At 64.8% G+C, this 22,364-nt stretch carries 18 protein-coding genes; 12 read left to right on the plus strand and 6 right to left on the minus strand.

The window, feature by feature from the left end; genetic code table 11:
* Window positions 1-105: 105 nt before the first annotated feature.
* Window positions 106-1,689 carry an amidase gene (locus FA87_RS07305; protein WP_043693447.1) on the minus strand — a complete coding sequence of 528 codons (1,584 nt, stop codon included), beginning with the start codon at window positions 1,687-1,689 and terminating at the stop codon, window positions 106-108.
* A 100-nt stretch (window positions 1,690-1,789) separates the two neighbouring features.
* Here FA87_RS07305 and FA87_RS07310 point away from each other — a divergent pair, with 100 nt between their 5' ends.
* On the plus strand, window positions 1,790-2,494 hold the full coding sequence (locus FA87_RS07310) for a c-type cytochrome (protein ID WP_036113959.1): 705 nt from the start codon (window positions 1,790-1,792) through the stop codon (window positions 2,492-2,494).
* A 4-nt stretch (window positions 2,495-2,498) separates the two neighbouring features.
* On the plus strand, window positions 2,499-3,719 hold the full coding sequence (locus FA87_RS07315; RefSeq protein WP_051943735.1) for a cytochrome c: 1,221 nt from the start codon (window positions 2,499-2,501) through the stop codon (window positions 3,717-3,719).
* On the opposite strand, the gene FA87_RS07320 is transcribed toward FA87_RS07315, so the two are convergent.
* Window positions 3,695-4,225, minus strand: a complete 531-nt coding sequence (locus FA87_RS07320; protein ID WP_036113951.1) for a mismatch-specific DNA-glycosylase — start codon at window positions 4,223-4,225, stop codon at window positions 3,695-3,697. The genes FA87_RS07315 and FA87_RS07320 overlap by 25 nt on opposite strands.
* Window positions 4,226-4,296: 71 nt before the next feature.
* Between FA87_RS07320 and FA87_RS07325 the strand changes: the two genes are divergently transcribed.
* A complete protein-coding gene (locus FA87_RS07325) occupies window positions 4,297-5,415 on the plus strand; it encodes a mechanosensitive ion channel domain-containing protein (RefSeq protein ID WP_081996505.1) in 1,119 nt (372 codons plus the stop codon).
* Window positions 5,416-5,533: 118 nt separating this feature from the next.
* Window positions 5,534-6,088, plus strand: coding sequence for a DUF1003 domain-containing protein (locus tag FA87_RS07330; RefSeq protein ID WP_036113949.1), 555 nt, complete (start codon window positions 5,534-5,536; stop codon window positions 6,086-6,088).
* A 55-nt stretch (window positions 6,089-6,143) separates the two neighbouring features.
* Here FA87_RS07330 and typA read toward each other — a convergent pair whose 3' ends face one another.
* Both typA and FA87_RS21275 read right to left on the minus strand, forming a co-directional pair.
* Window positions 6,144-7,988: a translational GTPase TypA gene (gene typA, locus FA87_RS07335; protein WP_036113947.1), complete on the minus strand. Its 1,845-nt coding sequence runs from the start codon at window positions 7,986-7,988 to the stop codon at window positions 6,144-6,146.
* 126 nt (window positions 7,989-8,114) lie between these two features.
* Window positions 8,115-10,325 carry a pilin gene (locus FA87_RS21275; RefSeq protein WP_275041269.1) on the minus strand — a complete coding sequence of 737 codons (2,211 nt, stop codon included), beginning with the start codon at window positions 10,323-10,325 and terminating at the stop codon, window positions 8,115-8,117.
* Between the two features lie 292 nt (window positions 10,326-10,617).
* Between FA87_RS21275 and FA87_RS20685 the strand changes: the two genes are divergently transcribed.
* The 6 genes from FA87_RS20685 (at window position 10,618) to FA87_RS07370 (ending at window position 17,512) form a co-directional block, all read left to right on the plus strand.
* A complete protein-coding gene (locus FA87_RS20685; protein ID WP_156128514.1) occupies window positions 10,618-11,499 on the plus strand; it encodes a hypothetical protein in 882 nt (293 codons plus the stop codon).
* 150 nt (window positions 11,500-11,649) lie between these two features.
* Entirely contained in the window at window positions 11,650-13,404 is a 1,755-nt protein-coding gene (locus FA87_RS07350) for a 3-hydroxybutyrate oligomer hydrolase family protein (protein ID WP_043693449.1), read from the plus strand.
* A gap of 126 nt (window positions 13,405-13,530) precedes the next feature.
* Window positions 13,531-14,037: a peptidylprolyl isomerase gene (locus FA87_RS07355; RefSeq protein ID WP_043693452.1), complete on the plus strand. Its 507-nt coding sequence runs from the start codon at window positions 13,531-13,533 to the stop codon at window positions 14,035-14,037.
* Between the two features lie 105 nt (window positions 14,038-14,142).
* A complete protein-coding gene (locus FA87_RS07360; RefSeq protein ID WP_043693454.1) occupies window positions 14,143-15,342 on the plus strand; it encodes an aminotransferase class I/II-fold pyridoxal phosphate-dependent enzyme in 1,200 nt (399 codons plus the stop codon).
* 37 nt (window positions 15,343-15,379) lie between these two features.
* Window positions 15,380-16,363 (plus strand): malate dehydrogenase, encoded by a 984-nt coding sequence (locus FA87_RS07365; protein WP_036113936.1) that lies wholly within the window; start codon window positions 15,380-15,382, stop codon window positions 16,361-16,363.
* A 207-nt stretch (window positions 16,364-16,570) separates the two neighbouring features.
* Window positions 16,571-17,512: a cation diffusion facilitator family transporter gene (locus FA87_RS07370; RefSeq protein ID WP_036113934.1), complete on the plus strand. Its 942-nt coding sequence runs from the start codon at window positions 16,571-16,573 to the stop codon at window positions 17,510-17,512.
* A gap of 139 nt (window positions 17,513-17,651) precedes the next feature.
* On the opposite strand, the gene gnd is transcribed toward FA87_RS07370, so the two are convergent.
* Both gnd and FA87_RS07380 read right to left on the minus strand, forming a co-directional pair.
* Window positions 17,652-18,656, minus strand: coding sequence for a phosphogluconate dehydrogenase (NAD(+)-dependent, decarboxylating) (gnd, locus tag FA87_RS07375; RefSeq protein WP_036113931.1), 1,005 nt, complete (start codon window positions 18,654-18,656; stop codon window positions 17,652-17,654).
* A 79-nt stretch (window positions 18,657-18,735) separates the two neighbouring features.
* Window positions 18,736-19,698: a glutathione S-transferase family protein gene (locus FA87_RS07380; RefSeq protein ID WP_043693458.1), complete on the minus strand. Its 963-nt coding sequence runs from the start codon at window positions 19,696-19,698 to the stop codon at window positions 18,736-18,738.
* A gap of 158 nt (window positions 19,699-19,856) precedes the next feature.
* Between FA87_RS07380 and FA87_RS07385 the strand changes: the two genes are divergently transcribed.
* Window positions 19,857-20,351: a pyridoxamine 5'-phosphate oxidase family protein gene (locus tag FA87_RS07385; protein ID WP_043693460.1), complete on the plus strand. Its 495-nt coding sequence runs from the start codon at window positions 19,857-19,859 to the stop codon at window positions 20,349-20,351.
* A 73-nt stretch (window positions 20,352-20,424) separates the two neighbouring features.
* Window positions 20,425-22,362, plus strand: coding sequence for a M1 family metallopeptidase (locus FA87_RS07390; RefSeq protein ID WP_043693463.1), 1,938 nt, complete (start codon window positions 20,425-20,427; stop codon window positions 22,360-22,362).
* The last annotated feature ends 2 nt before the right edge of the window (window positions 22,363-22,364 follow it).

Here is a 22,364-nt window from a genome sequence, read left to right on the forward strand (position 1 = left end):
GCTTCCGGCAGGAGCCAGCCCTGCTGGCGATGGGTGCTTGCGACAGGGCCCATCGCCGACAAGGTTGGCTCCCTCCAGAGCCATGGCATCGGCAGGGTTGCTGGCTTACTTGATCGGTACCGTCGGCAGGAACTTCGGGCGCTGGTAGGCCTGGGCTTTTTGCTCGACGCCGTAAGCAATGCCGATCAACGTCGGCTCGCTCCATTTCGTGCCGAAGAAGACAACCCCCACGGGTAGCTCGTGCGCGAACTCCACCGGCAGGGTGATCGACGGATACCCGGCGATGGCCGCGGGAGCGGAAACCCCGCCAACGGTAGGATCGCCGCTGACCACATGGTCGCCAAGCACCAGATCGTTGACGAACGCCGGGCCCCAGCTCGGCGCGAGCAGGGCGTCGAGATGGTCTTTTGCCAATGCCGCATCGATGCCTTCCGGACCCGCGAGACGCTGGTTGCGATCGCGCATCTCGATGTACTTCGGATCGGTGGTGTCGCCCTTGTCCTGCGCCTGCAGGAACAGTTCCTGCCCGAACCACGGCATCTCCTTCGCGGCTTCGCGATTGTTGAACGCGATGAGGTCGGTGAGGTTCTTCATCGGCTGATCAGGCCGGCTGGCGAGATATGCGTCGATCCCGTGTTTGAACTCATAAAGCAGTACGTCGATCTCGTGTTCGCTCAGTTCCTTCAGGTGAGGGATCTCGACGTTGTCGACCACCGTCGCGCCTTGTGCTTTGAGTAGCGCGATGGTGTGTTCCAGCGCGCGATCCGCGTTCGGCTCGATACCCGCCAGCTGACGCACCACGCCGATGCGCTTGCCACGCAGCGCATTCGGATCGAGGAACTTCGTGTAGTCGGTGGCGTGCTTGTCCGCATCCTTTGTGGCGGGGTCGCGCGGGTCACTGCCGGCGATGGCGCCGAGCACCGCCGCCGCGTCGGCCACGCTGCGTGCCATCGGCCCCGCGGTGTCCTGGCTGCTGGAGATGGGGATGATGCCGGTGCGGCTGACGAGGCCTACCGTGGGCTTGATGCCGACCAGTCCCGTCATCGACGCAGGGCAGATGATCGAGCCGTCGGTCTCGCTGCCGATCGCCGCCGTGGCGAGGCCTGCCGCGACGGCGGCGCCTGAGCCCGCGCTGGAACCGCAGGCGTTGCGGTCGAGGACGTAGGGGTTGAGGGTGAGGCCGCCGCGCCCGGTCCATCCGCTGGTCGCATGGTTGGAGCGCATGTTGGCCCATTCGCTGAGGTTGGTCTTGCCGAGGATCACGGCACCGGCCTTGCGCAGCTTCGCCGCCACGGCGGAATCGTGAGGCGCGGGCTTCGTCGCCAGGGCCAGCGAGCCAGCCGTGGTGAGCATGCGGTCGCCGGTGTCGATGTTGTCCTTCAGCAGGATCGGGATGCCCGCCAGCGAGCCTTTGCGCGGCGCCTTGCCGGCGATGGACAGTGCGTCCGGATTGACTTCGATCACGGCGTTGATCGACGGCCCGGCCTTGTCGAGCGTCTCGATACGATGGAGGAAGAGTCGGGTCATGCCCGCCGGCGTCAACGCACCCGTGGCATAGGCTTGCCGCAGGGTCGCGATGGAGGCGAAGGCGTCATCGTCACCGGCGTCGCGCGCTTTGGCTGCACCGCAGCTCGAACTGAGTACGAGCGCCGCGGCGAGCGCGGCCGGCCTGATCCCTACATGCTGCATATGTCTTTTCCCCCTGGCGACACGGTGATGGCTGAGGCCAATCTACCCCAAGTCGCGCGTGGCTATACTGGCCCGATGCCTCGTCAGCCAGGGAGTGCCCATGCGTCGTCTCCTCAGCCGGTTCGCCGCTGCCGCTATCGCCTGTTTCGCCATATCCGTCGGGGCGGAGGACGCGCCGACCGTACCCGACACGCTGCTGCAACGCATCGCGGCATGCACGAGCTGCCACGGAGTGCACGGGGAGGGTGGCGACAACGGCTTCAACCCACGACTCGCCGGCAAGCCGGCGGGCTACCTGCACCGGCAGATGCAGGATTTTCAGAAGGGTCTGCGTCACTACCCGATCATGGAGTACACCGTCGCTCCGCTGAGCGACGAATACATGCGCGAGATCGCCGACTACTTCGCCGCGCAGCAGGTGCCTTATACGAAGCAGCCGGCCCCCGCGATGTCGCCCCAGGCGACCGCACGCGGGGAGGAGCTGGTGACGCGCGGTGACCCGGCGCGCGGCGTGCCTGCCTGCATGGCGTGTCACGGCGCCAACCTCACGGGCGTGCAACCCGATATTCCCGGGCTGGTAAATCTGCCGTACGACTACATCAGCGCGCAGCTGGGTTCCTGGCGTACGAATACCCGCAACACCATCGCGCCCGACTGCATGGCGACGATCGTCAGTCGCCTCAGCGATGCCGATATCAGCGCGGTGTCGGCATGGCTGGCGACCCGGCCGGTCCCTGCGGACGCGCATGCCGAGGTGGCGGGAAGTGTGACCCCACCCATGCGCTGCGGCGTGCTCGGAGGCTGAGTCGATGACGCTGACGATCCGACTCATCGCTTTTCTTGCCCTGGCCCTCGCGACTGGCGTCGCCCCGGCCAGCGACATCATCGAACGAGGTCGTTACCTTACCCTGGCCGGTGACTGCGCCTCTTGCCACACGACGCGCGGCGGGGCGCCGTTTTCAGGCGGACGGGTGATCGGTACGCCGTTCGGTGCGATCCCCGCACCCAACCTCACGCCCGACCGGGACACCGGCCTCGGTGCGTGGAGCGCGGACGATTTCTACCGTGCGATGCACAACGGGAAAGGGCACGACGACCGCTCGTTGTATCCCGTCTTTCCCTTTACGTCGTATACGAAGGTCACGCGTGCCGACACCGATGCCATCTTCGCTTACCTGAAATCGCTGCCGCCGGTGAAGCGCGCTTCCATCGAGCCGATATTGCGCTGGCCTTACAGCATGCGGTCGCTGATCGCTTCGTGGCGGCTGCTGTATTTCGACGAAGGCGAGTTCGTCCATGACCCGAAGCGGTCCGCCGCGTGGAACCGCGGCGCTTATCTGGTGCAGGGCCTTGGCCATTGCAACGAGTGTCACGCGAACCGCAACGCGTTCGGCGCGATGGTGTCGGAGCCGTATCTTGCCGGAGGCATCATTCCGGTACAGAACTGGTACGCGCCGGATCTGTCGATGGGCCCCAACGGCGGGCTGGCGGGATGGAGCGAAGCCGATGTGGTCGCGCTGCTGAAGACCGGACGCTCGGCGAAAGGTACGGCGTTCGGGCCCATGGCGGAGGTGGTTTTGCAGAGTACGCAGCACCTGACCGACGACGACCTCGCCGCGATGGCGACGTACCTCAGGTCATTGCCGGAACGCGATCCTCCCGCGCAACGCGAGTCGGCCGCCAACGCTCGCGATCTCGCACGCACCGGTCAGAAGGTCTACGTCGAACAATGCGCGGACTGTCATGGCGTCGACGGTCATGGCAAGGGCGATGCGTACCCGCCGCTCGACCTTAACGCTTCGGTGACCGAACCTACGGGTATCAATGCGATCCGCATGGTGCTGAGCGGTGGATTCGCTCCGGCGACGCGCGACAATCCACGCCCGTATTCGATGCCACCATTCTCGCAGAAGCTCAGCGACGATGACGCCGCCGCGGTGGTGACCTATATCCGCCAGGCCTGGTCGAACAAAGCGGCTTCGGTGTCGCCGAATGACGTGCGCGCTTACAAGTCGACGCCGGGCGGCTGAGCACGCACGACGTCCGCCAGCTCCTGCCACAGACTGATGTCCCAGGAGCGGCGGGCCTGTCCGGAGGGCGAAGGCAAGACGAACACCATGGTGTCGCCGATGTTCGTTGGCTGTCGCCCGTAGGTCGCCTGCCTGCCGAGTGCATGGCGTCCGGCATGCTTGCTGGTAAAGGCAAGTACGCGGGGAGCGAAGCGAAGTACCTTGGCACGCAGCGCGTCGATATCGAAAGCCTCCCGCGGCAGCTCGTTGTCGTTGCCGAAGTGAAATTTCGACAGGTCGGTCAGGCCGATACCGAAGCCCGGCATCGACGGATATTCGGACGGTGCGAGCAGGCGCGGCGTCAGACCGACCGCGTGCACCGTGCGCCAGAACATGTTGCCCGGATGCGCGTAATAGGCATGCTCCCGTGCCGACCGCGTACCCGCGGCGGTGCCACAGAACACCAGAGCGAGCCCCGGTTCCAGGACATCGGGGAGCACGAAAGCAGGGTTGTCGGCGGCGGTCATTTCGCTACTTTACCTTTACATTGCTGCGTCACAACAAAACGTGGACATCCGGGGGCTTAGGCTGGGCTCCCATGAACTTCTCCGACTGGATGCCCGATCTCTCGCATCCGTGGACACGTTTCGCGCTGACCGTTGTGGTCGCGCTGGCGGTCGCGGGTCTTCTTCGCCGCGCCGTCGACATGGTGCTGCGTCGCTTCGCCCTCCGCCATCCGCGTGGGGCGAGCATCATCGCCCGCGCCAAGGCGCCTATGGATGTGATCGTTCCGCTGGCGATGCTGCTGCTGGCCTTCCGCGGCGCGCCCGACGAGCCCGCGCGCCTGATCGACGGCATGGAGCATGTCATCGCGGTCGTGCTCATCGGGGCCTGCACGTGGTTTCTGGTCCGCTGCATCGGCGCGCTGGAAGCCACCGTATCGCGCTTCAACCCTATCGATCTCGAGGACAACCTCCGCGCTCGTCGCTTGCAGACGCAGGTGCGCGTGCTGTCCCGTACCGGCATGGTCGTCGTTATCGTCCTCGGCCTCGGCGTTGCCCTGATGACGTTCCCGGTCGTGCGCCAGTTCGGGGCCAGCCTCCTGGCATCGGCGGGTCTGGCCGGGCTGGCGGTCGGTCTCGCTGCCAAGCCGGTGCTCGGCAACCTGATCGCCGGCATTCAGATCGCGCTGACCCAGCCGATCCGCATCGACGATGTAGTGATCGTCGAAGGGGAGTGGGGAAGGATCGAAGAAATTACGAGCACGTATGTCGTGGTGGCCATCTGGGACGAGCGGCGGATGATCGTGCCGCTGCAGTATTTCATCGAAAACCCGTTCCAGAACTGGACGAGGACCAGCTCGCAGATCCTGGGTTCGGTCATGCTCTGGTTCGATTACGGTATTCCGCTGGACCCGCTTCGCGACGAGTTGCAGCGCATCTGCAAGGACGCCAACGAATGGGACGGTCGTGTCATCGTCCTGCAGGTGGTCGACGCCAGTGACAAAGCTATGCAACTGCGTGCATTGGTCAGTTCGTCGAATTCGGGCAAGTCGTTCGACCTGCGCTGCAAGGTTCGTGAGGGACTGATCGCCTTCGTCAGGCGTGAATTCCCGGAGTATCTGCCGCGCCTGCGCGGCGAACTCGAGAGCGAGCTCCGCGGTGTCGACGCCGCATCGCCCCCCTTCGCCAGCAAGCTGGCGAACGTACGCCGCTAGCGATCGACGGTTGTGTAGGAGCGACCCTGGTCGCGACCCCCATCGCCTCAAGCCCCCACCGTGATAGCTTTCCCGGCAAGAACCCCGTGCCGTCAACGCATCACGCCAGGAGCCCCCGATGGCAGCTAACGAACACCCTCACGAACACGCCGCTCAGCACTGGTTCGCCAAGGGCCTGAACGACCTGGGCCACGCCGAACGCCGCCTGATCGACCGACTCATGCAGCGCAAGCTCGTCGCCGAGAACGTCAACGACGTCTTCGGCTCGGACATGACCTTCGGCGAGCGCCTCGCCGACAAGGTGTCGCGGTTCGGCGGTTCGTGGACCTTCATCATCGTGTTCGCCGTGATCCTGGCATCCTGGACCGGCTTCAATTCGTGGATCCTGCACGCGCCATTCGATCCCTATCCGTACATTTTCCTCAACCTGCTGCTCTCGATGCTCGCCGCCATCCAGGCGCCCGTGATCATGATGAGTCAGAACCGCCAGGCCGAGAAAGACCGTCTCGACGCCGCCAACGATTACAAGGTCAACCTCAAGGCCGAGATCGAGATCATGGGCCTGCACGAAAAGATCGACCAGATGCGTACCGATCAGCTCGAGCGCATGCTGATGAAACAGCAGGAGCAGATCGACCTGCTGCTTAAGCTGGTCCGCGAGCGAGACGAGTAAACGAAAAAAAGCCCGGCAATGGCCGGGCTTTTTTCACATCGCGATGTCGCCGCAATTAACCGCGCGACGCCTTCTTACGATCGCCTTCCGTCAGGAACTTCTTCCGCATGCGGATTTCCTTCGGGGTGACTTCGACCAGCTCGTCGTCGTCGATGAAGTCCAGGGCTTGCTCCAGCGTGAACTTGGTCGCCGGGGTCAGCTGAATCGCATCGTCCTTACCGGAGGCGCGCATGTTGGTCAGCGGCTTCGGCTTGATCGCGTTAACAGTGAGGTCGTTGTCCTTGGCATGGATACCGATGAGCTGGCCTTCGTACACCGCGTCACCTTCGGCGGCGAACAGCTTGCCACGCTCCTGGAGGGGTCCGAGCGAGTAGGCCGGGGTGTTGCCGCCGGCATTGGCGATCATCACACCGTTCTGGCGCTTGGCGATGGGAGCCGGGGTGTACGGACCGTAGTGCTTGAACACATGGAACAGCAGGCCCGAGCCCTGGGTCAGGGTCTTGAACTGGTTCTGGAAGCCGATCAGGCCACGGGCGGGAATCTCGTACTCGAGACGCACGCGACCGTTACCGTCCGACACCATGTTCTTCAGTTCACCCTTGCGGATGCCCAGGCGCTCCATCACGCCGCCCTGGTGGATCTCTTCGATGTCGATCACCAGTTCTTCGATCGGCTCCATCTTCTGGCCGTCGATTTCCTTGAGGATGACTTCCGGACGCGACACGGCCAGCTCGTAGCCTTCGCGACGCATGTTTTCGATCAGCACCGAGAGGTGCAGTTCACCGCGGCCCGAGACCAGGAACTTGTCGGCGTCGGAGCCGTCTTCGACGCGGAGGGCGACGTTGTGCACCTTCTCGCGATCCAGACGCTCACGCAGCTGACGGCTGGTCAGGAACTTGCCGCCCGACAGGTCCTTGTTGCCGACGAACGGCGAGTTGTTGACCTGGAAGGTCATGCTGATCATCGGCTCGTCGACGCTCAGCGCGGGCAGCGCTTCCGGCGTATCCGGCGCGGTCAGCGTGTCGGAAATGGTCAGGTCGGGAATGCCCGAGATGGCGACGATGTCGCCGGCTTCGGCACTGTCCTGCTCGATACGCTCGAGGCCCAGGAAGCCCAGCACCTGGACGATCTTGCCCTGACGCTTCTTGCCTTCGCGATCGATGACGGCGACCTGCATGCCCTTCTTCAGGGTGCCGCGCTGCACGCGACCGATGCCGATCACGCCGACGAAGTTGTTGTAGTCCAGCTGGCTGATGCGCATCTGGAAGGGGCCTTCCGGATCGACGTCCGGCCGCGGCGCGTGCTGCATGATCGCTTCGTACAGCGGGGTCATGTCACCTTCGCGGGCGTTCTCGTCGAGCGAGGCATAACCGTTGAGCGCCGATGCGTAAACGATCGGGAAGTCCATCTGCTCATCGGTGGCGCCGAGCTTGGCGAACAGGTCCCAGACCTGCTCGACGACCCACTCCGTACGGGCGGCGGGGCGGTCGACCTTGTTGACGACGACGATGGGCTTGAAGCCCATGGCGAAGGCCTTCTGGGTGACGAAGCGCGTCTGCGGCATCGGGCCGTCCATCGCGTCGACCAGGATCAGCACGGTGTCGACCATCGACAGCACGCGCTCGACTTCGCCACCGAAGTCGGCGTGTCCCGGGGTGTCGACGATGTTGATGCGGTTCTTGACGCCCGTCTTCTTGTCTTCCCAGGTGATGGCCGTGTTCTTGGCCAGGATCGTGATGCCACGTTCCTTTTCCTGGTCGTTCGAATCCATGACGCGCTCGGCGAGCACGGTACGCTCGTTGAGCGTGCCCGACTGCTTCAGAAGCTGGTCGACGAGGGTGGTCTTGCCATGGTCGACGTGAGCGACGATGGCGATGTTGCGCAGGAATTCGATCGACATGCGTTATGCGCCGGCGTAAAGCCGGATCGCCTCTTTGGTTTGGGAAGCCGCCGATTATAAAGGAAATTGACGACTTTCGCATGACGGGCGAGGCTCCGTTCAGGAACCCCGCCCGGCAGACCGGTTTCAGAGCCCCGGCAACGCGTCCCGGCAGCTTGCCGGCAGGTATTTCTCGTCGATGCCTTCGCCCGAGCAGGTCCAGCCGACCTGGCCGCCTTCGACCCTGGGCAGCAGGATCAGCTGGCCGCCGTCGAGCTTGGCATCGGCCTTGTGCGGGGCTTCGCCGTCGAGGTTGACGGTGATTTCGCCACCCTGTCCGACCTCGACCGAGCTGACGTAGTCGTTACCGAGGGCTTCCCCATCGTCCAGGCCAGCCGCCTTGTTGCTGGCGGGAAACTTCCCCGTGGTCAGGCGGTGCTCGGCCACAGCTGTCTTGACCGGGTCGGCGGCGGAAAGGGCGCCGGCCACCTGGCTGCGCAGCGTGTACTCCTGATACTGGGGGACGGCGATGGCGGCGAGGATGGCGGTGCCGGCGATGACCGTGGCGCCGCCACCTTCACCGACGAGCTCGACGGGGGAGTGCTCGTAGGTGAGCGAGAAGCCCAGAGTGTCCTTGTCGGCTTCGAGCGCCGCGCCCAGAACGCCCTGGTCCGGAAGGCCAAGTGTGTGAGCCGATGGCAGGGTGCTGATGTCGGCATCGGAACCGGTGGCCCCCGCGACGAACTGCAGGAGCGACAGATACAGATAGTAGGCGTCGCGCTGGGCTCCATGGGTGGTCGCGGTGAAGCCCGCCACCGTGCGCTGGCCCGGGTAAGACCTTGCCTTGAACCAGTCATCCAGCGAAGTGTCGGGTCCGGCGGCCGCGCGATCGGACAGGGCCTGAGGGACTTTGGCAAAGACAGCCCAGTCGCCTTCTTCCGTCCACCATGTACGGCCGCCGAAGCGATCGACCATCTGCATGAACGCACGCATGGACGGGTCGCTGTCCGGCGGCAGGTTCGTGGCAGCCTGTCCTGGGATCGACAGCCAGTGCACCTCGGCGCCGTCGACCTTCGCCGTGCCGGTCTTCCAGCCGTTGCCCTTGTTCTGGTCAATCAGCTCGTGCCAGCCCTTCCAGTCGCGGACGCGTGTAGCGTAGTAAAGGCCAGCATCGTCGGCGAAGACGACCGTCTCCGGGCCGAACCAGGCCGTGTATCGCTCAGGATCGAAGTGGTAGCGCTTCGAGAGGCGGTCGACGCTTTCGTGGAATGCCTTCGCGCCTTCCGCTCCGAAGTCGAGATTGAGATTGCCTTCGAAGGCTTTCCACGTCTCGGCGGTCGGCGTATTCAGGGTGACGGCCCAATGGGGCGCGCCGACGCTCTTTACCGTCGGCGCAAAGGACGTCGGCGACAGGTACTGCAGCAGGCGGGCCTGAGGCGCGTGCACCAGTAGCTGAAGCTGCCCGCGACCATTGACGGTGCCTGCGCCGAAGGCCACGGCGTCCGCCTTGGAAGCGAAGTCGGCCGGCAACCGGCCCAGCGGGGAATCGCCGGCCTGTGCCGCGGCAACGGCGCCGATGCCGCGCATGCTGATCCAGCCGAAGAAGCCCTCGCCCGAGGTGTCGATGCGTGGCTCGAGCGCCGAGAGGCTGGCCGGTGCCGTAGCGGCCGTGGCCTTGTCGACGTCGGCGATGAGCGTGGTCAGGGCGGTTCCGTCGATGCCGGGCTGCTCGGCGGCGAGCCCTTTCATGTGTCCAGTCACCCAAAGACGGCGCGTGGTGACGTCGTAATGCAACGCTCCGCCGTCGGACGCGAGTTGTCCGTTGCCTTGCGCGTCGAGCGGCGCCTTGAGTAGCGGGGTTTCGCCGCCGAGGCTCTTGAGGCGCGCGTTAAACGCATCGACCGACGGGAAGTCGAGCACGACTGTGACGACCACGCGCGACGTGAAAGAGGGGATGCCGAGGGGATCGACGATGATGCCCTCGATCGGCGACCGCAGGTCGCCGAGCAGGAGATTCGCAACCGGCGCGATTTTCAGGTCGGCGAGCAGTTTGTCCTTGCCGATGCTTTCGCGGATCTTCGCGATCGCATCCAGGTGCGCCTTCGTCGACAGGGCGGCATCCAGCGGGCGTCCTGCCGGGACCGCGCCGAGCATGCCCCACGGCGAAGGAATTCGCAGATACGCGACGGTCTGGGCGGGCAGGTGCTGACGTAACCATGCGGGCGAAGCGATGACGGCCTGCGCGGCGGCAACGGCCTTCGGATCGGCGGCGGGTGCTTCGTCTTTCTTGTGGCAGGCAGCCAGTCCCAGACCCGCGACGATCGCGGCGGACAGCAGGACGTTACGACGGGCAGTCATTGCTCAGTATCCCCTTGGGTTCTTCCGGCTCCTGCCGGGATCCGGAGCATACCTTGGCGCGCTGCGATATTTCGCGAGAACTTGCGCATAATCGACGTGCTGTTGCCTCCAAAGAAACGTGCTCGCTATGACTTGTCCGTTTCGGCTGGTGGGGTGGCGTCCTGTGGAGACGATGTTCGCAGCTATTGGCGGCAGGCGGAGATTCCCTCAGACTTCGGGCTGTCGCTACTGGCGATCGGGGAGATCCATGGACAGGAACGAGAAGCGCGGCCCGCGTTTATTGATCTGGCTGATGACGGCCTCGCTGGTCGCGACGGGCGTGTTGTTTCGCAACCTTTCGGCCGAAGGTGCCGAGGGCAGCGGTATAAGCGCTGTCGCTGCGGGTCCAGATCCCGGCGAGGCGGTCCAGCGCACTTTTTCGGGCCCTCGTCGAACCGGCGCCGGGCCAGGGACCAGGGGCGCTTCCGTTCCTGTAGCGGCAGGGGCATACGTACTGCCAGGCGACACTTACGAGACCGTCGTTGCCCGGCTCGCGCCGCGTGCCGCCACGGACAGTTCGGCGCTTCTCGTGCTCTACGATGCCGCAGCAGCGTGTGCGCAAGCGCCGCTGCCGGGGTGGCGTGGGCGCGTGTCGTCAGATCCGAGAGCCAGGATATTCCTCGACTGGAAAGAGCGCTTCTGCCAGGGGCGTGTGACGACGGTCGAACGCGGTGTTTATGAGGCGAGTCGCCTGGCCGGCATGATCGCGCGTCATCCGGACTGGAGCACTTTCGACGAGGATCACGCCGTTCCTTATGAGATCGTGCTCGACTCGCCCAACCTCGAAGACGCCGATCTGATATCGGGCTTGTTGGAAGCGGATGCGGAGCCCTGGCCATTCGCCATGGATCTTGTCGAGGGAACGGCATACGAGAAGAAGGCGCACGTGTACCAGCACATCGCGCTGGAAGACCTCCGATGTGGCGAAACGGGAGAATGTGGCCCCGATGGTCCTCGTACGGCGTGGCTGTGCGCGATCAATCTGAATGCGGTATGCAAGGCCGGACAGAGCGTCGCTGACATGTGGCGAGACGAGTTCAGCCCGGACGAGTTGAACATCATTGGTGAGATCGAACAGCGCATCGTGGATGAGCGGCTCCGGCGTCAGGCAGGCCTGGCAGGGCACGACAGGTAATAGCCAGATGGTGGAGAAGTGCGGGCGGGGGATCGTCTGGCTGGCGACCGAGAGGCGGTTACGCTGGAACGCCCGTCGCATCGGCAAGCTCAGCCAGCGCCGCTGACCGGTATGCTCGGCATCCCGGCGTTCCCCACGAGATAGCGCGTCATGTCAGCACCCGACACCTTCGGCGATGTCCGCGTCACCACCCATCGGGATGGCGACGATCTGCTCAGTGCCGGTCTCGGCTTGCGCGGACTGACGGGCACGTCCACGGCGTTCGCGCAGCCAACGTCGCCGACGCCTGCGGAGCTCCGCCGACGGGCTATCCAGAGCAGTTGGAAAGGCATAGCCGATCTGGGTCCGCTCGGCGGCTTCGGCACGCTTTACGGACAGGTGCCGGATGTACCAGGGCGCGAGTACACCGCGTTCGCCACGCTGTCCGGTGCACGTGCGTCACATCGTGTGCTGGCGCAGATCCCCGATGATTTCGATCACGCGCAGCGCTGCCTGGTCGTCACCGCCTCGTCGGGATCGCGTGGCATCTATGGTGCGATCGCCCTCGCCGGAGGCTGGGGTCTGTCGCGAGGCTGCGCGGTGGCGTACACGGACAAAGGCGCGGGCGCGGGGTATTTCGATACCGCCGATAGAACGGGTGTGGCGCTCGACGGAACCCGGGCGAAGGCGGGGGAGGCGTCACTCGAATTCGAAGCTCAGGACGCGCCGCACGACGCGGGTATCGCGGTGAAGCACGCGCACTCGGGCGACAACCCGGAAGCGGACTGGGGTCGACACGTTTTGCAGGCGGCGCGTTTCGGCCTCGCCATGCTCGACCGCGCGTTTCCGGACGAGGCGCCGTTCACGCCAGAGAACACGTGCATCATCGCTACCGGTCTCTCGAACGGCGGCGGCGCCGTGCTGCGTGCCGCCGGCGATGACGCTGAGGGCATCCTCGCGGCGGTCGTCGCCCTTGAGCCCAACATCCACGTCGAAGGGCATGGGCGGCCGTTCTACGACTATGCGACCGAGGCGGCCCTGCTGTTGCCTGCCGCCCTGGCGGCGCGTGAGTTCGACGGCGTGCCATTCGCGCGGGTCGGTGCGGTCTCGCCCCCGGCCTGGGCTTTGCGAGGTGCCGCGCTTCGTGCGCATGGACGGCTGAAGGCTTTCATGCCGGGCCCGCAGGCCGACGAAGCGCTGGCCATGCTGCGGGCGTCAGGCTGGGACGACGACGCCCTCAAGGTGGGCGCGTCGTCGACCTCGCTGGATCTCTGGCGCGCGGTTACCGCGGCCTATGCCTCCGCCTACCTGCGACGCCCGGCGGGCTCGATGCCATGCGGGTTTTCTTATCGCGCGCAGCATGCCGGCGGCCTGGCCGGTCCGGCGGAGGCGATCATCCGGGCCGCCTGGTGGGCTGAGGGTTCCGGGGTACCCCCGGGCGCCGGGGTCATCCTTGCCGGCGGCACCGACTTCTCGCTCGACCCGACCCTGCCCGGCCATCTGAGTCTGCGTGACTTGTGGACAGGGCAGGGCGAGGACGGTGTCGGCCTGCGCGCTGGTGTAGCGGCCACAGCGGCGACGCTGCCACGCGCCGCGCTCCCGATCCTCATCGTGCACGGGGCGCAGGACGGTCTGATCCCCGTGGCCTTCACCTCGGAGCCCTACGTAAAGTGGCTGCGCGCTTCCGGCCGATCGCCCGTGTTCTGGAAGGTGCCGTACGCCCAGCACTTCGATTCCTTCCTGGCCTTCCCGGACTTCGGAGACGGCCACGTGCCGCTGCTGCCTTACGGCTACGCGGCGCTGGACCGGGCCTGGGCGCACCTCCTGGAGGGCAGGGCGCTGCCTGAGGACGCCGCCGTGCGCGATACCCGCCCTCGCGGTGCCGGTCCTCTGACCGCCGAAGCGCTGGCCCTGCCACGGACCTGAACGCACCATCACGCTTTACCGCTTGAACTGTTGGGCAGGTGGCGCCATCTTCGTTAGCCTTTGCAGCCCACCGGACCGGCCGCTCGCAGTGGATAGTCCGATTTTCAACGAGTTACAGGAATTGCGATGACCATTACCGTCACCATGAAGACCAACAAGGGCGATATCCATCTCCGCCTGCACGACGACAAGACCCCGGTTACCGTGGCCAACTTCGTCAACCTGGCCAAGCGTGGCTACTACGATGGCAAGACGTTCCACCGCGTCATCCCCGACTTCATGATCCAGGGCGGTTGCCCCGAGGGTTCGGGCCGTGGCGGTCCGGGCTACAAGTTCGGTGACGAGTTCGACGCCAGCCTCAAGCACGACAAGCCGGGCATCCTGTCCATGGCCAACGCCGGCCCGGGCACCAATGGCTCGCAGTTCTTCATCACCCACGGCGCCACCCCCTGGCTCGACGGCAAGCACAGCGTCTTCGGCGAAGTGGTCGGCCCGGACGACCAGGCCGTGGTCAACAAGATCGCCGGCGACGACACCATCGAGACGGTGACCGTCGAAGGCGACGTGGACGCGCTGCTCGAAAAGCAGGCCGCCCAGGTCGCGAAGTGGAACGAAGTGCTCGACAACCGCTGAGCGCCCGTCCGGCGTCAAAGCGTTTGAAACGCCGCCTCCGGGCGGCGTTTTCTTTTTGGGGCGTGTTAAAATGCCGCACTTTGCCCCACCCCCGACGAGGAAACGATGCCGCAGCTCGCCACGCGAATGGGTCGCGCCAAACCCAGTGCGATCATGGTCATTGCCGAGAAAGCCAAGCGCCTCAAGGCTGAAGGCCGCGACATCGTCAGCTTCTCGATCGGTGTCCCCAACTTCCTTCCCGGTGAGCACGTCTATGCCGCCGCCCGCGAGGCGTTGTCGAAGGACTCCGGCCAGTACGGCAGCAACCGTGGCGCCGATGCGCTGGTCGATGCCTTCCTGGCCCACATCGACGCTTTGGGTCTCACCGGCTACAAGCGCGAAAACGTCTCCACCGGCGTCGGTGCCAAACAGATCCTCTACAACCTGGCCGAAGCGCTGCTGGACGAAGGCGACGAAATCGCTTTCCCGGCCCCGTACTGGACCAGCTACCTCGACATCGCCGAGATCGTCGGGGCAAAGATCAACATCCTGCCGTGCCCGCCCGAGCAGCACTACAAGCTCACGCCCGCGCAACTGGACGAAGCGCTGGCGCGCAAGCCGCGTGTGTTCCTGTTCAACAACCCCTCCAACCCGACGGGCATGGTCTATACGCGCGATGAAATCGCCGCGCTGGCCGACGTCATCGCGAAGTATCCGGATACCTGGGTCATCACCGACGACATCTACAACACGATGGTGTTCGACGGCGTGGGTTACCACAACTTCGTGCACGTCCGTCCGGAGCTGAAAGACCGCACGATCTTCGTCGATTCACTGTCGAAGACCTACGGCATGCCCGGCTGGCGCGTGGGCTTCATCGCCGCGCCGGAAAGCGTCGCCAGGGCGGTCACCACGCTCAACTCCAATCACATCACCAGCCTGCCGGAAGTGGTCACCGCCGCCGCCGTCGCCGCGCTGGCCGGTCCGCAGGACGTCCCCGCGCAGAAGTGCGTCGAGTTCGCCGCGAAGCGCGACCGCGTCTACAACGCGCTGGTGTCCATTCCGGGCGTGGTCTGCCCACGTCCGCAGGGCGCGTTCTACGCGTTCCCGGACATCTCCGTGGCCTTTGGCAAGAAGCACAACGGCGTGGAGATCACCTCCGACGTCGACTTCTGCGCCGTGCTGCTCGATGCCAAGGGCGTGGCCTGCGTGCCGGGTTCGGCCTTCGGCGAGCCGCGCGCCCTGCGTATTTCCTATTCGTGCCCGGACGAGGCACTCGACAAGGGCATGGCCCGCATCGTCGAGTTCTTCGCCGAGCTGAGCTGATCGTCAGTCCCCCGCGATATCCCTGAGGAGTCGAAAGATGAAAGCACCCGTTCGCGTTGCCGTCACCGGCGCAGCCGGCCAGATCGGTTATGCCCTCCTGTTCCGTATCGCCGCCGGCGACATGCTGGGTCCCGACCAGCCGGTGATCCTGCACCTGCTCGAAATCACCCCGGCGCTGCCCACGCTGCAGGGCGTGGTGATGGAGCTCAACGATTGCGCCTTCCCGACCCTCGCGGGCGTGGTCGCCACCGATGACCTCAACGTCGCCTTCAAGGACGTCGATTACGCACTGCTGGTCGGCGCGCGTCCGCGTGGCCCCGGCATGGAGCGCAAGGACCTTCTGGAAGCCAACGGCGCCATCTTCGGTCCGCAGGGCAAGGCGCTGAACGACCACGCCAAGCGCGACGTGCGCGTGCTGGTCGTCGGCAATCCGGCCAACACCAATGCGCTGATCGCGCAGCAGAACGCTCCGGATCTCGATCCGAAGTGCTTCACCGCGATGGTTCGTCTCGACCACAACCGCGCGCTGTCGCAGCTGGCCGAGAAGACCGGTACGCACTCCACCGACATCAAGAAGCTGACGATCTGGGGCAACCACAGCTCGACCCAGTATCCGGACCTGCACACGACCACCGTCAAGGGCAAGCCGGCGCTCGATCAGGTCGACCAGGCCTGGTACGAGGGCGAGTTCATCCCGACCGTGCAGCAGCGCGGCGCGGCGATCATCAAGGCGCGTGGCGCATCGTCGGCCGCCTCGGCCGCTTCGGCCGCCGTCGATCATATGCGTGACTGGACGCTCGGTACGGCCGAGGGTGACTGGGTCTCGATGGGTATCCCGTCGGATGGCTCGTACGGTGTGGAGCCGGGCGTGATCTTCGGTTATCCGGTGACGGTCAAGGACGGCAAGTACGCCATCGTCCAGGGTCTGGAGATCAACGCGTTCTCGCAGGCGCGTATCGACGCGACCGAAAAGGAACTGCGCGAAGAGCGCGCTGGCGTGGAGCATCTGTTCGCGAAGTAATTCGCGACGGGTTTTGCGTTTGGGAAAGAGCCGCTCCGGTTGGGGCGGCTTTTTTTATGTTTTACCTCGTCGCATGGGTGGAGTTTCCGCGTCCGCGCATCGTTGGCTTTTCGCCCGCAGGGCGGGCTCCTACGGGTGAGCTGCCCTGCGGGCGAGGCTTGCTCATGCTTTACTTGCGGAACACACCCTGTCCGCGACGATGACCCCATGGCCGAAGGTTCAAAACTCGTCGTGTACGTCGCGCTCGCGTCCAATGTCGCGATCGCTGTCGCCAAGTTCGTCGCCGCGGCGATCACCGGCAGCTCCGCGATGCTGTCCGAGGGCGTGCACTCCCTCGTCGACAGCATCAACGAGATCCTGCTGCTCTATGGGCTCAAGCGCTCCCAGCGACGTCCGGACCGCCAGCACCCGCTGGGTTTCGGTCGTGAACTCTACTTCTGGAGTTTCATCGTCGCGCTGCTGGTGCTGTCGCTCGGTGCCGGCTTCTCCTTGTACGAGGGCGTCAACCACATCCTGACGCCGGAGCCGCTCGAGGATCCGAAGACCGCTTACATCGTCCTCGCCGTGAGCGTGCTGTTCGAAGGCTCATCGTGGTGGCTGTCGCTCAAGAGTGTGCAGCGGAAGAAGGGCCGGCTCGGGTACTTCGAGGCGTTCCGTCGAAGCAAGGACCCGACCACCTACTCGGTGCTGTTCGAAGACACCGCGGCGTTGCTCGGTCTGGGCATCGCGGCCATCGGTATCTATCTGTCGCACGCGTTCAACGATCCGCGCATCGATGGCTGGGCCTCGGTGGGTATTTCGGTCGTGCTGGCGCTGGCGGCGATCGCGCTGGCTCGCGAGAGCAAGGAGCTGTTGATCGGTGAGCCCGCGCAGCCGAAGCTTCTGGCGCAGGTGTGCAATATCGCGGGCGAGGTACCCGGCATCGAGGCGGTCAATGGCGTGCTGACGGTGCAGGTCGGCCCCGACCACGTGCTGGTGGCGCTATCCGCGGCGTTCGACGATGCGTTGACGACGGTGCAGATCGAGGAATGCGTGCGCGAGATCGAGCGGCGGACGAAAGAGGCGAAGCTGCCGATCGTGGCGTTGTTCATCAAGCCGCAGACGCCGGAGCGGTGGCGGGAACGCCTGAACGAGCTGGACGGCAGGTAGGAGCGCGCCCTGCGCGCGAATGGGAGGGTGCTGCTGGCGCCCATCGCCCGCAGGGCGGGCTCCTACAGAAAATCGCACGATCCGACACAGATCGCGCGACCCAAAAAAAATCCCGCCGAAGCGGGATTTTTCATGCCTTTCAGGAATGATCGCCTTCTTTCGGCGGCTTCCCGCGACCTTCGATGTGACCACCAAAGCCCATGCGCATCGCCGACAGCAGGCGCTCCGCATAGGTGTGGTCCTGACGCGAGCGGAAACGGGCGAACAGGGCGGAGGTGAGTACTTCGGCAGGGACGGCTTCTTCGATCGCGGCGTTCACCGTCCAGCGGCCTTCGCCGGAGTCGTCGACGTAGCCGGAGTAGTTGTCCAGCTCCGGACCCTTGGCCAGCGCGCTGGCCGTGAGATCGAGCAGCCACGAGGACACGACGCTGCCGCGGCGCCAGACTTCGGCGATGTCGGCCATGTCGAGGTTGTAGCGCTCGCGCTCGGGCAGCTGCGTGCCGTTACGGTTCTTCAGGATGTCGAAGCCTTCCGCGAAGGCCTGCATCATGCCGTACTCGATGCCGTTGTGGATCATCTTGACGAAGTGGCCGGCACCGGCGGGACCGGCGTGCATGTAGCCGTTCTCGACGCGCGGGTCACGGCCTTCACGGCTCTCGGTGCGCGGGATGTCGCCGGCGCCCGGCGCGAGGGTCTTGAAGATCGGGTCGAGGAAGTCGACGGTCGGCTTGTCGCCGCCGATCATCATGCAGTAACCGCGATCGAGGCCCCACACACCGCCGGAGGTACCGACGTCGACGTAGTGCTGACCCTTGGCGGCGAGCTCTTCGGCACGGCGGGCATCGTCCTTGTAGAAGGTGTTGCCACCGTCGATGATGATGTCGTCCTTGCCCAGCAGGCCACTGATCTTGGCGATCGTGGTCTCGGTGATCTCGCCCGCCGGCAGCATGACCCAGACGACCTTGGGCGAGGGCAGGGCCTGGACCAGGGCCTCGAGCGACTCGACGGCTTCGCCGCCGTCCTTCGCCAGCGTGGCACGCGCGTCGGCGTTGTTGTCATAGACAACGGTCTGGTGACCGTCCCTCATCAGGCGACGGGCGATGTTGCCGCCCATCTTGCCCAGACCGATCAAACCGATTTTCATGCGTGGGGTCCTCGTGTGTTTATCGGGGGAATATGTGGCTACCCGGTCAGGATGCAAGGCATATCAACGTGTCAGGCACTCAAAGCGGTGCCTCGAAGTCGATATCCGGTCCGGCGGGAACGATCCCGGTCGGGTCCAGCCAGGGGTGGCTCAGGTAATAGTGCTTTTTGATGTGCCCGAAGTCGACCGTTTCGCGAATGCCCGGCTCCTGATACAGCGCGCGCGTATACGCCCAAAGCACGGGATAGTCGATCAGGCGGCGCAGGTTGCATTTGAAATGTCCGTGGTACACCGGGTCGAAGCGGAGCAGGGTGGTGAACAGTCGCCAGTCGGCTTCGGTCAGGCGGTCGCCACACAGGTAGCGACGGTCCGAGAGGTGCATCTCCAGCCAGTCCAGTGTGTCGAACAGCGGGACGATGGCTTCCTCGTAAGCGTCCTGGCTGCCGGCAAAGCCGGCCTTGTACACGCCATTATTCAATGTGTCGTAGATCCGCGCATTGTACCCGTCGATCTCCGCGCGCAGGTGTTGCGGATAATAGTCGCCGCGCCGGGCGCCGACGCCATCGAAGGCGTCGTTGAACATGCGGATGATGTCGGCCGACTCGTTGCTGACGATGGTGCGCCTCTGTTTGTCCCACAGCACGGGGACGGAGGCCCGGCCCGAGACCGCCGGATCGGCCCGTTTGTAAAGCTCGTAGATCCGGCGCACTCCGTTGACGTCATCGGGCACGACGCCCTCGGCGAGCTCGAAGGTCCAGCCCTCGTCGCCCATGAGCCAATGTGTCACGGAGAGGCCGATCATCTCGTCGAGGCCTTTGATGGCCCGGAAAATCGCCGTGCGGTGTGCCCATGGGCACGCCCGTGCGATGTACAGGTGGTAGCGCCCGGCTTCGGCGGCAAAGCCGCCTTCGCCGGTCGGACCCGCCGAGCCATCCGGGGTAATCCAGTTCCGGAAACGCGTCGGCTCGCGCTCGAAGCGGCCCCCACTCTTGCCGGTGTCGTACCCCGCGGTGGTCCAGGTGCCTTCGACGAGCAGCCCCATGGGCGTCATCCTCGGTGGGAAAACGCCTTGATAGCGCAGGGGGAGAGAAAATTCCGTCATGTGAGGGCGATGTCTGTCCCTCGGGGGAGATGCTTGACGGGTTCTTCAGTGGCTCAGTGGGAGGGTGCGGCTTTCCATTACCTTCAAAGGAGCCTCTCATGACCGACGCACGCCAGCAGGACAACGAGAAGATCTGGTCGCTGATCAAGGACGCCCGCGTCGCCATGCTGACCAGCGAGCGCGACGGCCGGCTTTACAGCCGCCCCATGGTCGCCTCGCAGAAGGCCTTCGATGGCAGCCTCTGGTTTTTCACCCGCAAGAGTTCGCCGAAGGTTGCCGAGGTGGAGGCGCATCGCCAGGTCAACGTCGCGTATGCCAGTTCCTCCGACAACAGCTATGTTTCGCTGTCGGGCGCCGCTGTCGTGGTCGACGACCGCGCGTCCATCGATGCGCACTGGAACGAGTGGATCAAAACCTGGTTCCCGGATGGCAAGGACGACCCGGACATCGCGCTGATCCGTGTCGACGTCGACACCGCCGAATACTGGGATGCGCCCTCGTCGAAGATGGTCGTCGCGTTCGACTATCTGAAGGCGCGTCTTTCGGGAAAGACGCCCGACCTTGGCGAGAATCGCAAGATCGACGTCCGTTGACCTGACTTCTGGCACGGTAGAGGCGGGCTTCGTTTGCCGGTTACGCTCAGGGGTCGTTCCCAGGGCGTCCCCGATGAAAAACGTTGCCCGTCTGTCGCTCGCCAGTGTCGCCCTTGCGGGTTCGCTCGGCGCCGCGGCCGCGACCTTCGATCCGCGCGAAGCGTTCGCTCCGTTCGATTATCCCCAGCCGGCAACGGCTTATCGCTCCGGCAGCGGGATGCCGGGTCCGCTGTTCTGGCAGAACCGGGCGGACTACGATCTGTCCGCCACGCTAGACCCGGTCAGGAACACGCTGGTCGGTAAGGCCACGATCCACTACACCAACAACAGTCCTGACGCGCTCGACGTGCTCTGGCTGCAGATGGACGAGAACCGTTTCACCCGCGAGGCCCGCGGCAACTTCACCGGCGGACGGCAGCCGGCGGACAAGCAGCACACGGATGGTTACCGTATCGCGAGTGTGAGCGTCGAGCAGGGTGGCAGGACCGCGCAGGCGACGTATGTGGTCAGCGACACACGGATGCAGATCCGCCTGCCAGAGGCGGTTTCCGCGAAAGGCGGCAAGGTCTCGGTGACGATCGAATATTCTTACGATCTGCCGGGCGATTTCGGTGGCCGTACGGGCTTCGCACCGTCAAAGAACGGCAATATCTACGAGATGGCGCAGTGGTACCCGCGCATGTGCGTATACGACGATCAACGTGGCTGGGACACCGCCCCCTATCTCAACAGCGAGTTCTACCTCGAGTACGGCGACTTCAACTACGCGATCACCGTGCCATCGGACATGATCGTGGCCGGCTCCGGCGAACTGGTCAACCCGGACGACGTGCTCACGGCCGCGCAGCGCGACAGGCTGGCCAAAGCACGCGAGAGCGACAAGACGGTGATGATCCGCACGCCCGCGGAAGTGACCGATCCGGCCAGCCGGCCGAAGAAGGGCGGTACGCTCACCTGGAAATTCCAGATGAAGAACACGCGTGACGTCGCGTTCGGCGCGTCGACCAGCTACGTGTGGGACGCGGCGCGGATCAATCTGCCCGAAGGCAAGAAAGCCCTGGCCATGTCGGTGTACCCGGTGGAGAGCGTCGGTGACGCGCAGTGGGGTCGTTCGACGGAATACCTGAAGGCTTCTGTCGAGCACTTCTCGACAAAGTGGTACCCGTACCCGTACCCCGTCGCGATCAATGAAGCCGGCGACGCGGCCAGTGGTATGGAATACCCGGGCATCGTCTTCGATCCGATGAAGGCGTCGCCGAAGGACCTCCACATGGTGACCGCGCACGAGATCGGTCACACCTGGTTCCCGATGATCGTCGGTTCCGACGAGCGTCGTAACGCCTGGATGGACGAGGGATTCAACACCTTCATCGACGTGTATGAGGCGGACGCGTTCAACCGGGGCGAATTCGCGCCGAAGCGCGACAGTGAGTACTCGCCCAAAGGTGGCAATCCGGTCGACGAGATCCTGCCGCTGCTGGCTGATCCGGAAGCGCCGAATCTGCTGATCGGTGCCGACATGGTCAAAGAGAAATACCGGCACCCGGCGACGTACTTCAAGGCGGCCCTCGGCCTGGTGCTGTTGCGCGAGCAGATCGTCGGTCCCGAGCGTTTCGATCCGGCGTTCCGTAAGTACATTGCCACCTGGGCCTATAAGCATCCGACACCGTCGGACTTTTTTCGCCTGATGGAGAGCGAAACCGGCGAGGACCTCGGCTGGTTCTGGCGCGGCTGGTATGCCAACAACTGGCAGCTGGACCTTGCGGTGACGAAGGTGGATGGTGCGAAGGTGACCATCGCCAATCTGGATCGGCTGGTGATGCCTGCGACCCTGCGGGTGACCTTCGAGGACAAGACCACGCGCGATATCCGCATCCCGGTGGAGACCTGGCAGCAGCACACGGCCTTCGACGTGACCGTCCCGGGCCAGAAGAAGATCGTGGGCGCCGTGATCGATCCGGATCACACGCTTCCCGATCGCGACCGCTCGAACAACGTCTGGCCGCACTGACC

It is taken from the genome of Luteibacter sp. 9133 (assembly GCF_000800155.1).
Taxonomy (GTDB): domain Bacteria; phylum Pseudomonadota; class Gammaproteobacteria; order Xanthomonadales; family Rhodanobacteraceae; genus Luteibacter; species Luteibacter mycovicinus.

Bases quoted from the DNA above. Each gene is read 5' to 3' on its own strand.
- FA87_RS07305 (WP_043693447.1), bottom strand. From the start codon at position 1,689: ATGCAGCATGTAGGGATCAGGCCGGCCGCGCTCGCCGCGGCGCTCGTA.
- FA87_RS07310 (WP_036113959.1), top strand. From the start codon at position 1,790: ATGCGTCGTCTCCTCAGCCGGTTCGCCGCTGCCGCTATCGCCTGTTTC.
- FA87_RS07315 (WP_051943735.1), top strand. From the start codon at position 2,499: ATGACGCTGACGATCCGACTCATCGCTTTTCTTGCCCTGGCCCTCGCG.
- FA87_RS07320 (WP_036113951.1), bottom strand. From the start codon at position 4,225: ATGACCGCCGCCGACAACCCTGCTTTCGTGCTCCCCGATGTCCTGGAA.
- FA87_RS07325 (WP_081996505.1), top strand. From the start codon at position 4,297: ATGAACTTCTCCGACTGGATGCCCGATCTCTCGCATCCGTGGACACGT.
- FA87_RS07330 (WP_036113949.1), top strand. From the start codon at position 5,534: ATGGCAGCTAACGAACACCCTCACGAACACGCCGCTCAGCACTGGTTC.
- typA (WP_036113947.1), bottom strand. From the start codon at position 7,988: ATGTCGATCGAATTCCTGCGCAACATCGCCATCGTCGCTCACGTCGAC.
- FA87_RS21275 (WP_275041269.1), bottom strand. From the start codon at position 10,325: ATGACTGCCCGTCGTAACGTCCTGCTGTCCGCCGCGATCGTCGCGGGT.
- FA87_RS20685 (WP_156128514.1), top strand. From the start codon at position 10,618: ATGACGGCCTCGCTGGTCGCGACGGGCGTGTTGTTTCGCAACCTTTCG.
- FA87_RS07350 (WP_043693449.1), top strand. From the start codon at position 11,650: ATGTCAGCACCCGACACCTTCGGCGATGTCCGCGTCACCACCCATCGG.
- FA87_RS07355 (WP_043693452.1), top strand. From the start codon at position 13,531: ATGACCATTACCGTCACCATGAAGACCAACAAGGGCGATATCCATCTC.
- FA87_RS07360 (WP_043693454.1), top strand. From the start codon at position 14,143: ATGCCGCAGCTCGCCACGCGAATGGGTCGCGCCAAACCCAGTGCGATC.
- FA87_RS07365 (WP_036113936.1), top strand. From the start codon at position 15,380: ATGAAAGCACCCGTTCGCGTTGCCGTCACCGGCGCAGCCGGCCAGATC.
- FA87_RS07370 (WP_036113934.1), top strand. From the start codon at position 16,571: ATGGCCGAAGGTTCAAAACTCGTCGTGTACGTCGCGCTCGCGTCCAAT.
- gnd (WP_036113931.1), bottom strand. From the start codon at position 18,656: ATGAAAATCGGTTTGATCGGTCTGGGCAAGATGGGCGGCAACATCGCC.
- FA87_RS07380 (WP_043693458.1), bottom strand. From the start codon at position 19,698: ATGGGGCTGCTCGTCGAAGGCACCTGGACCACCGCGGGGTACGACACC.
- FA87_RS07385 (WP_043693460.1), top strand. From the start codon at position 19,857: ATGACCGACGCACGCCAGCAGGACAACGAGAAGATCTGGTCGCTGATC.
- FA87_RS07390 (WP_043693463.1), top strand. From the start codon at position 20,425: ATGAAAAACGTTGCCCGTCTGTCGCTCGCCAGTGTCGCCCTTGCGGGT.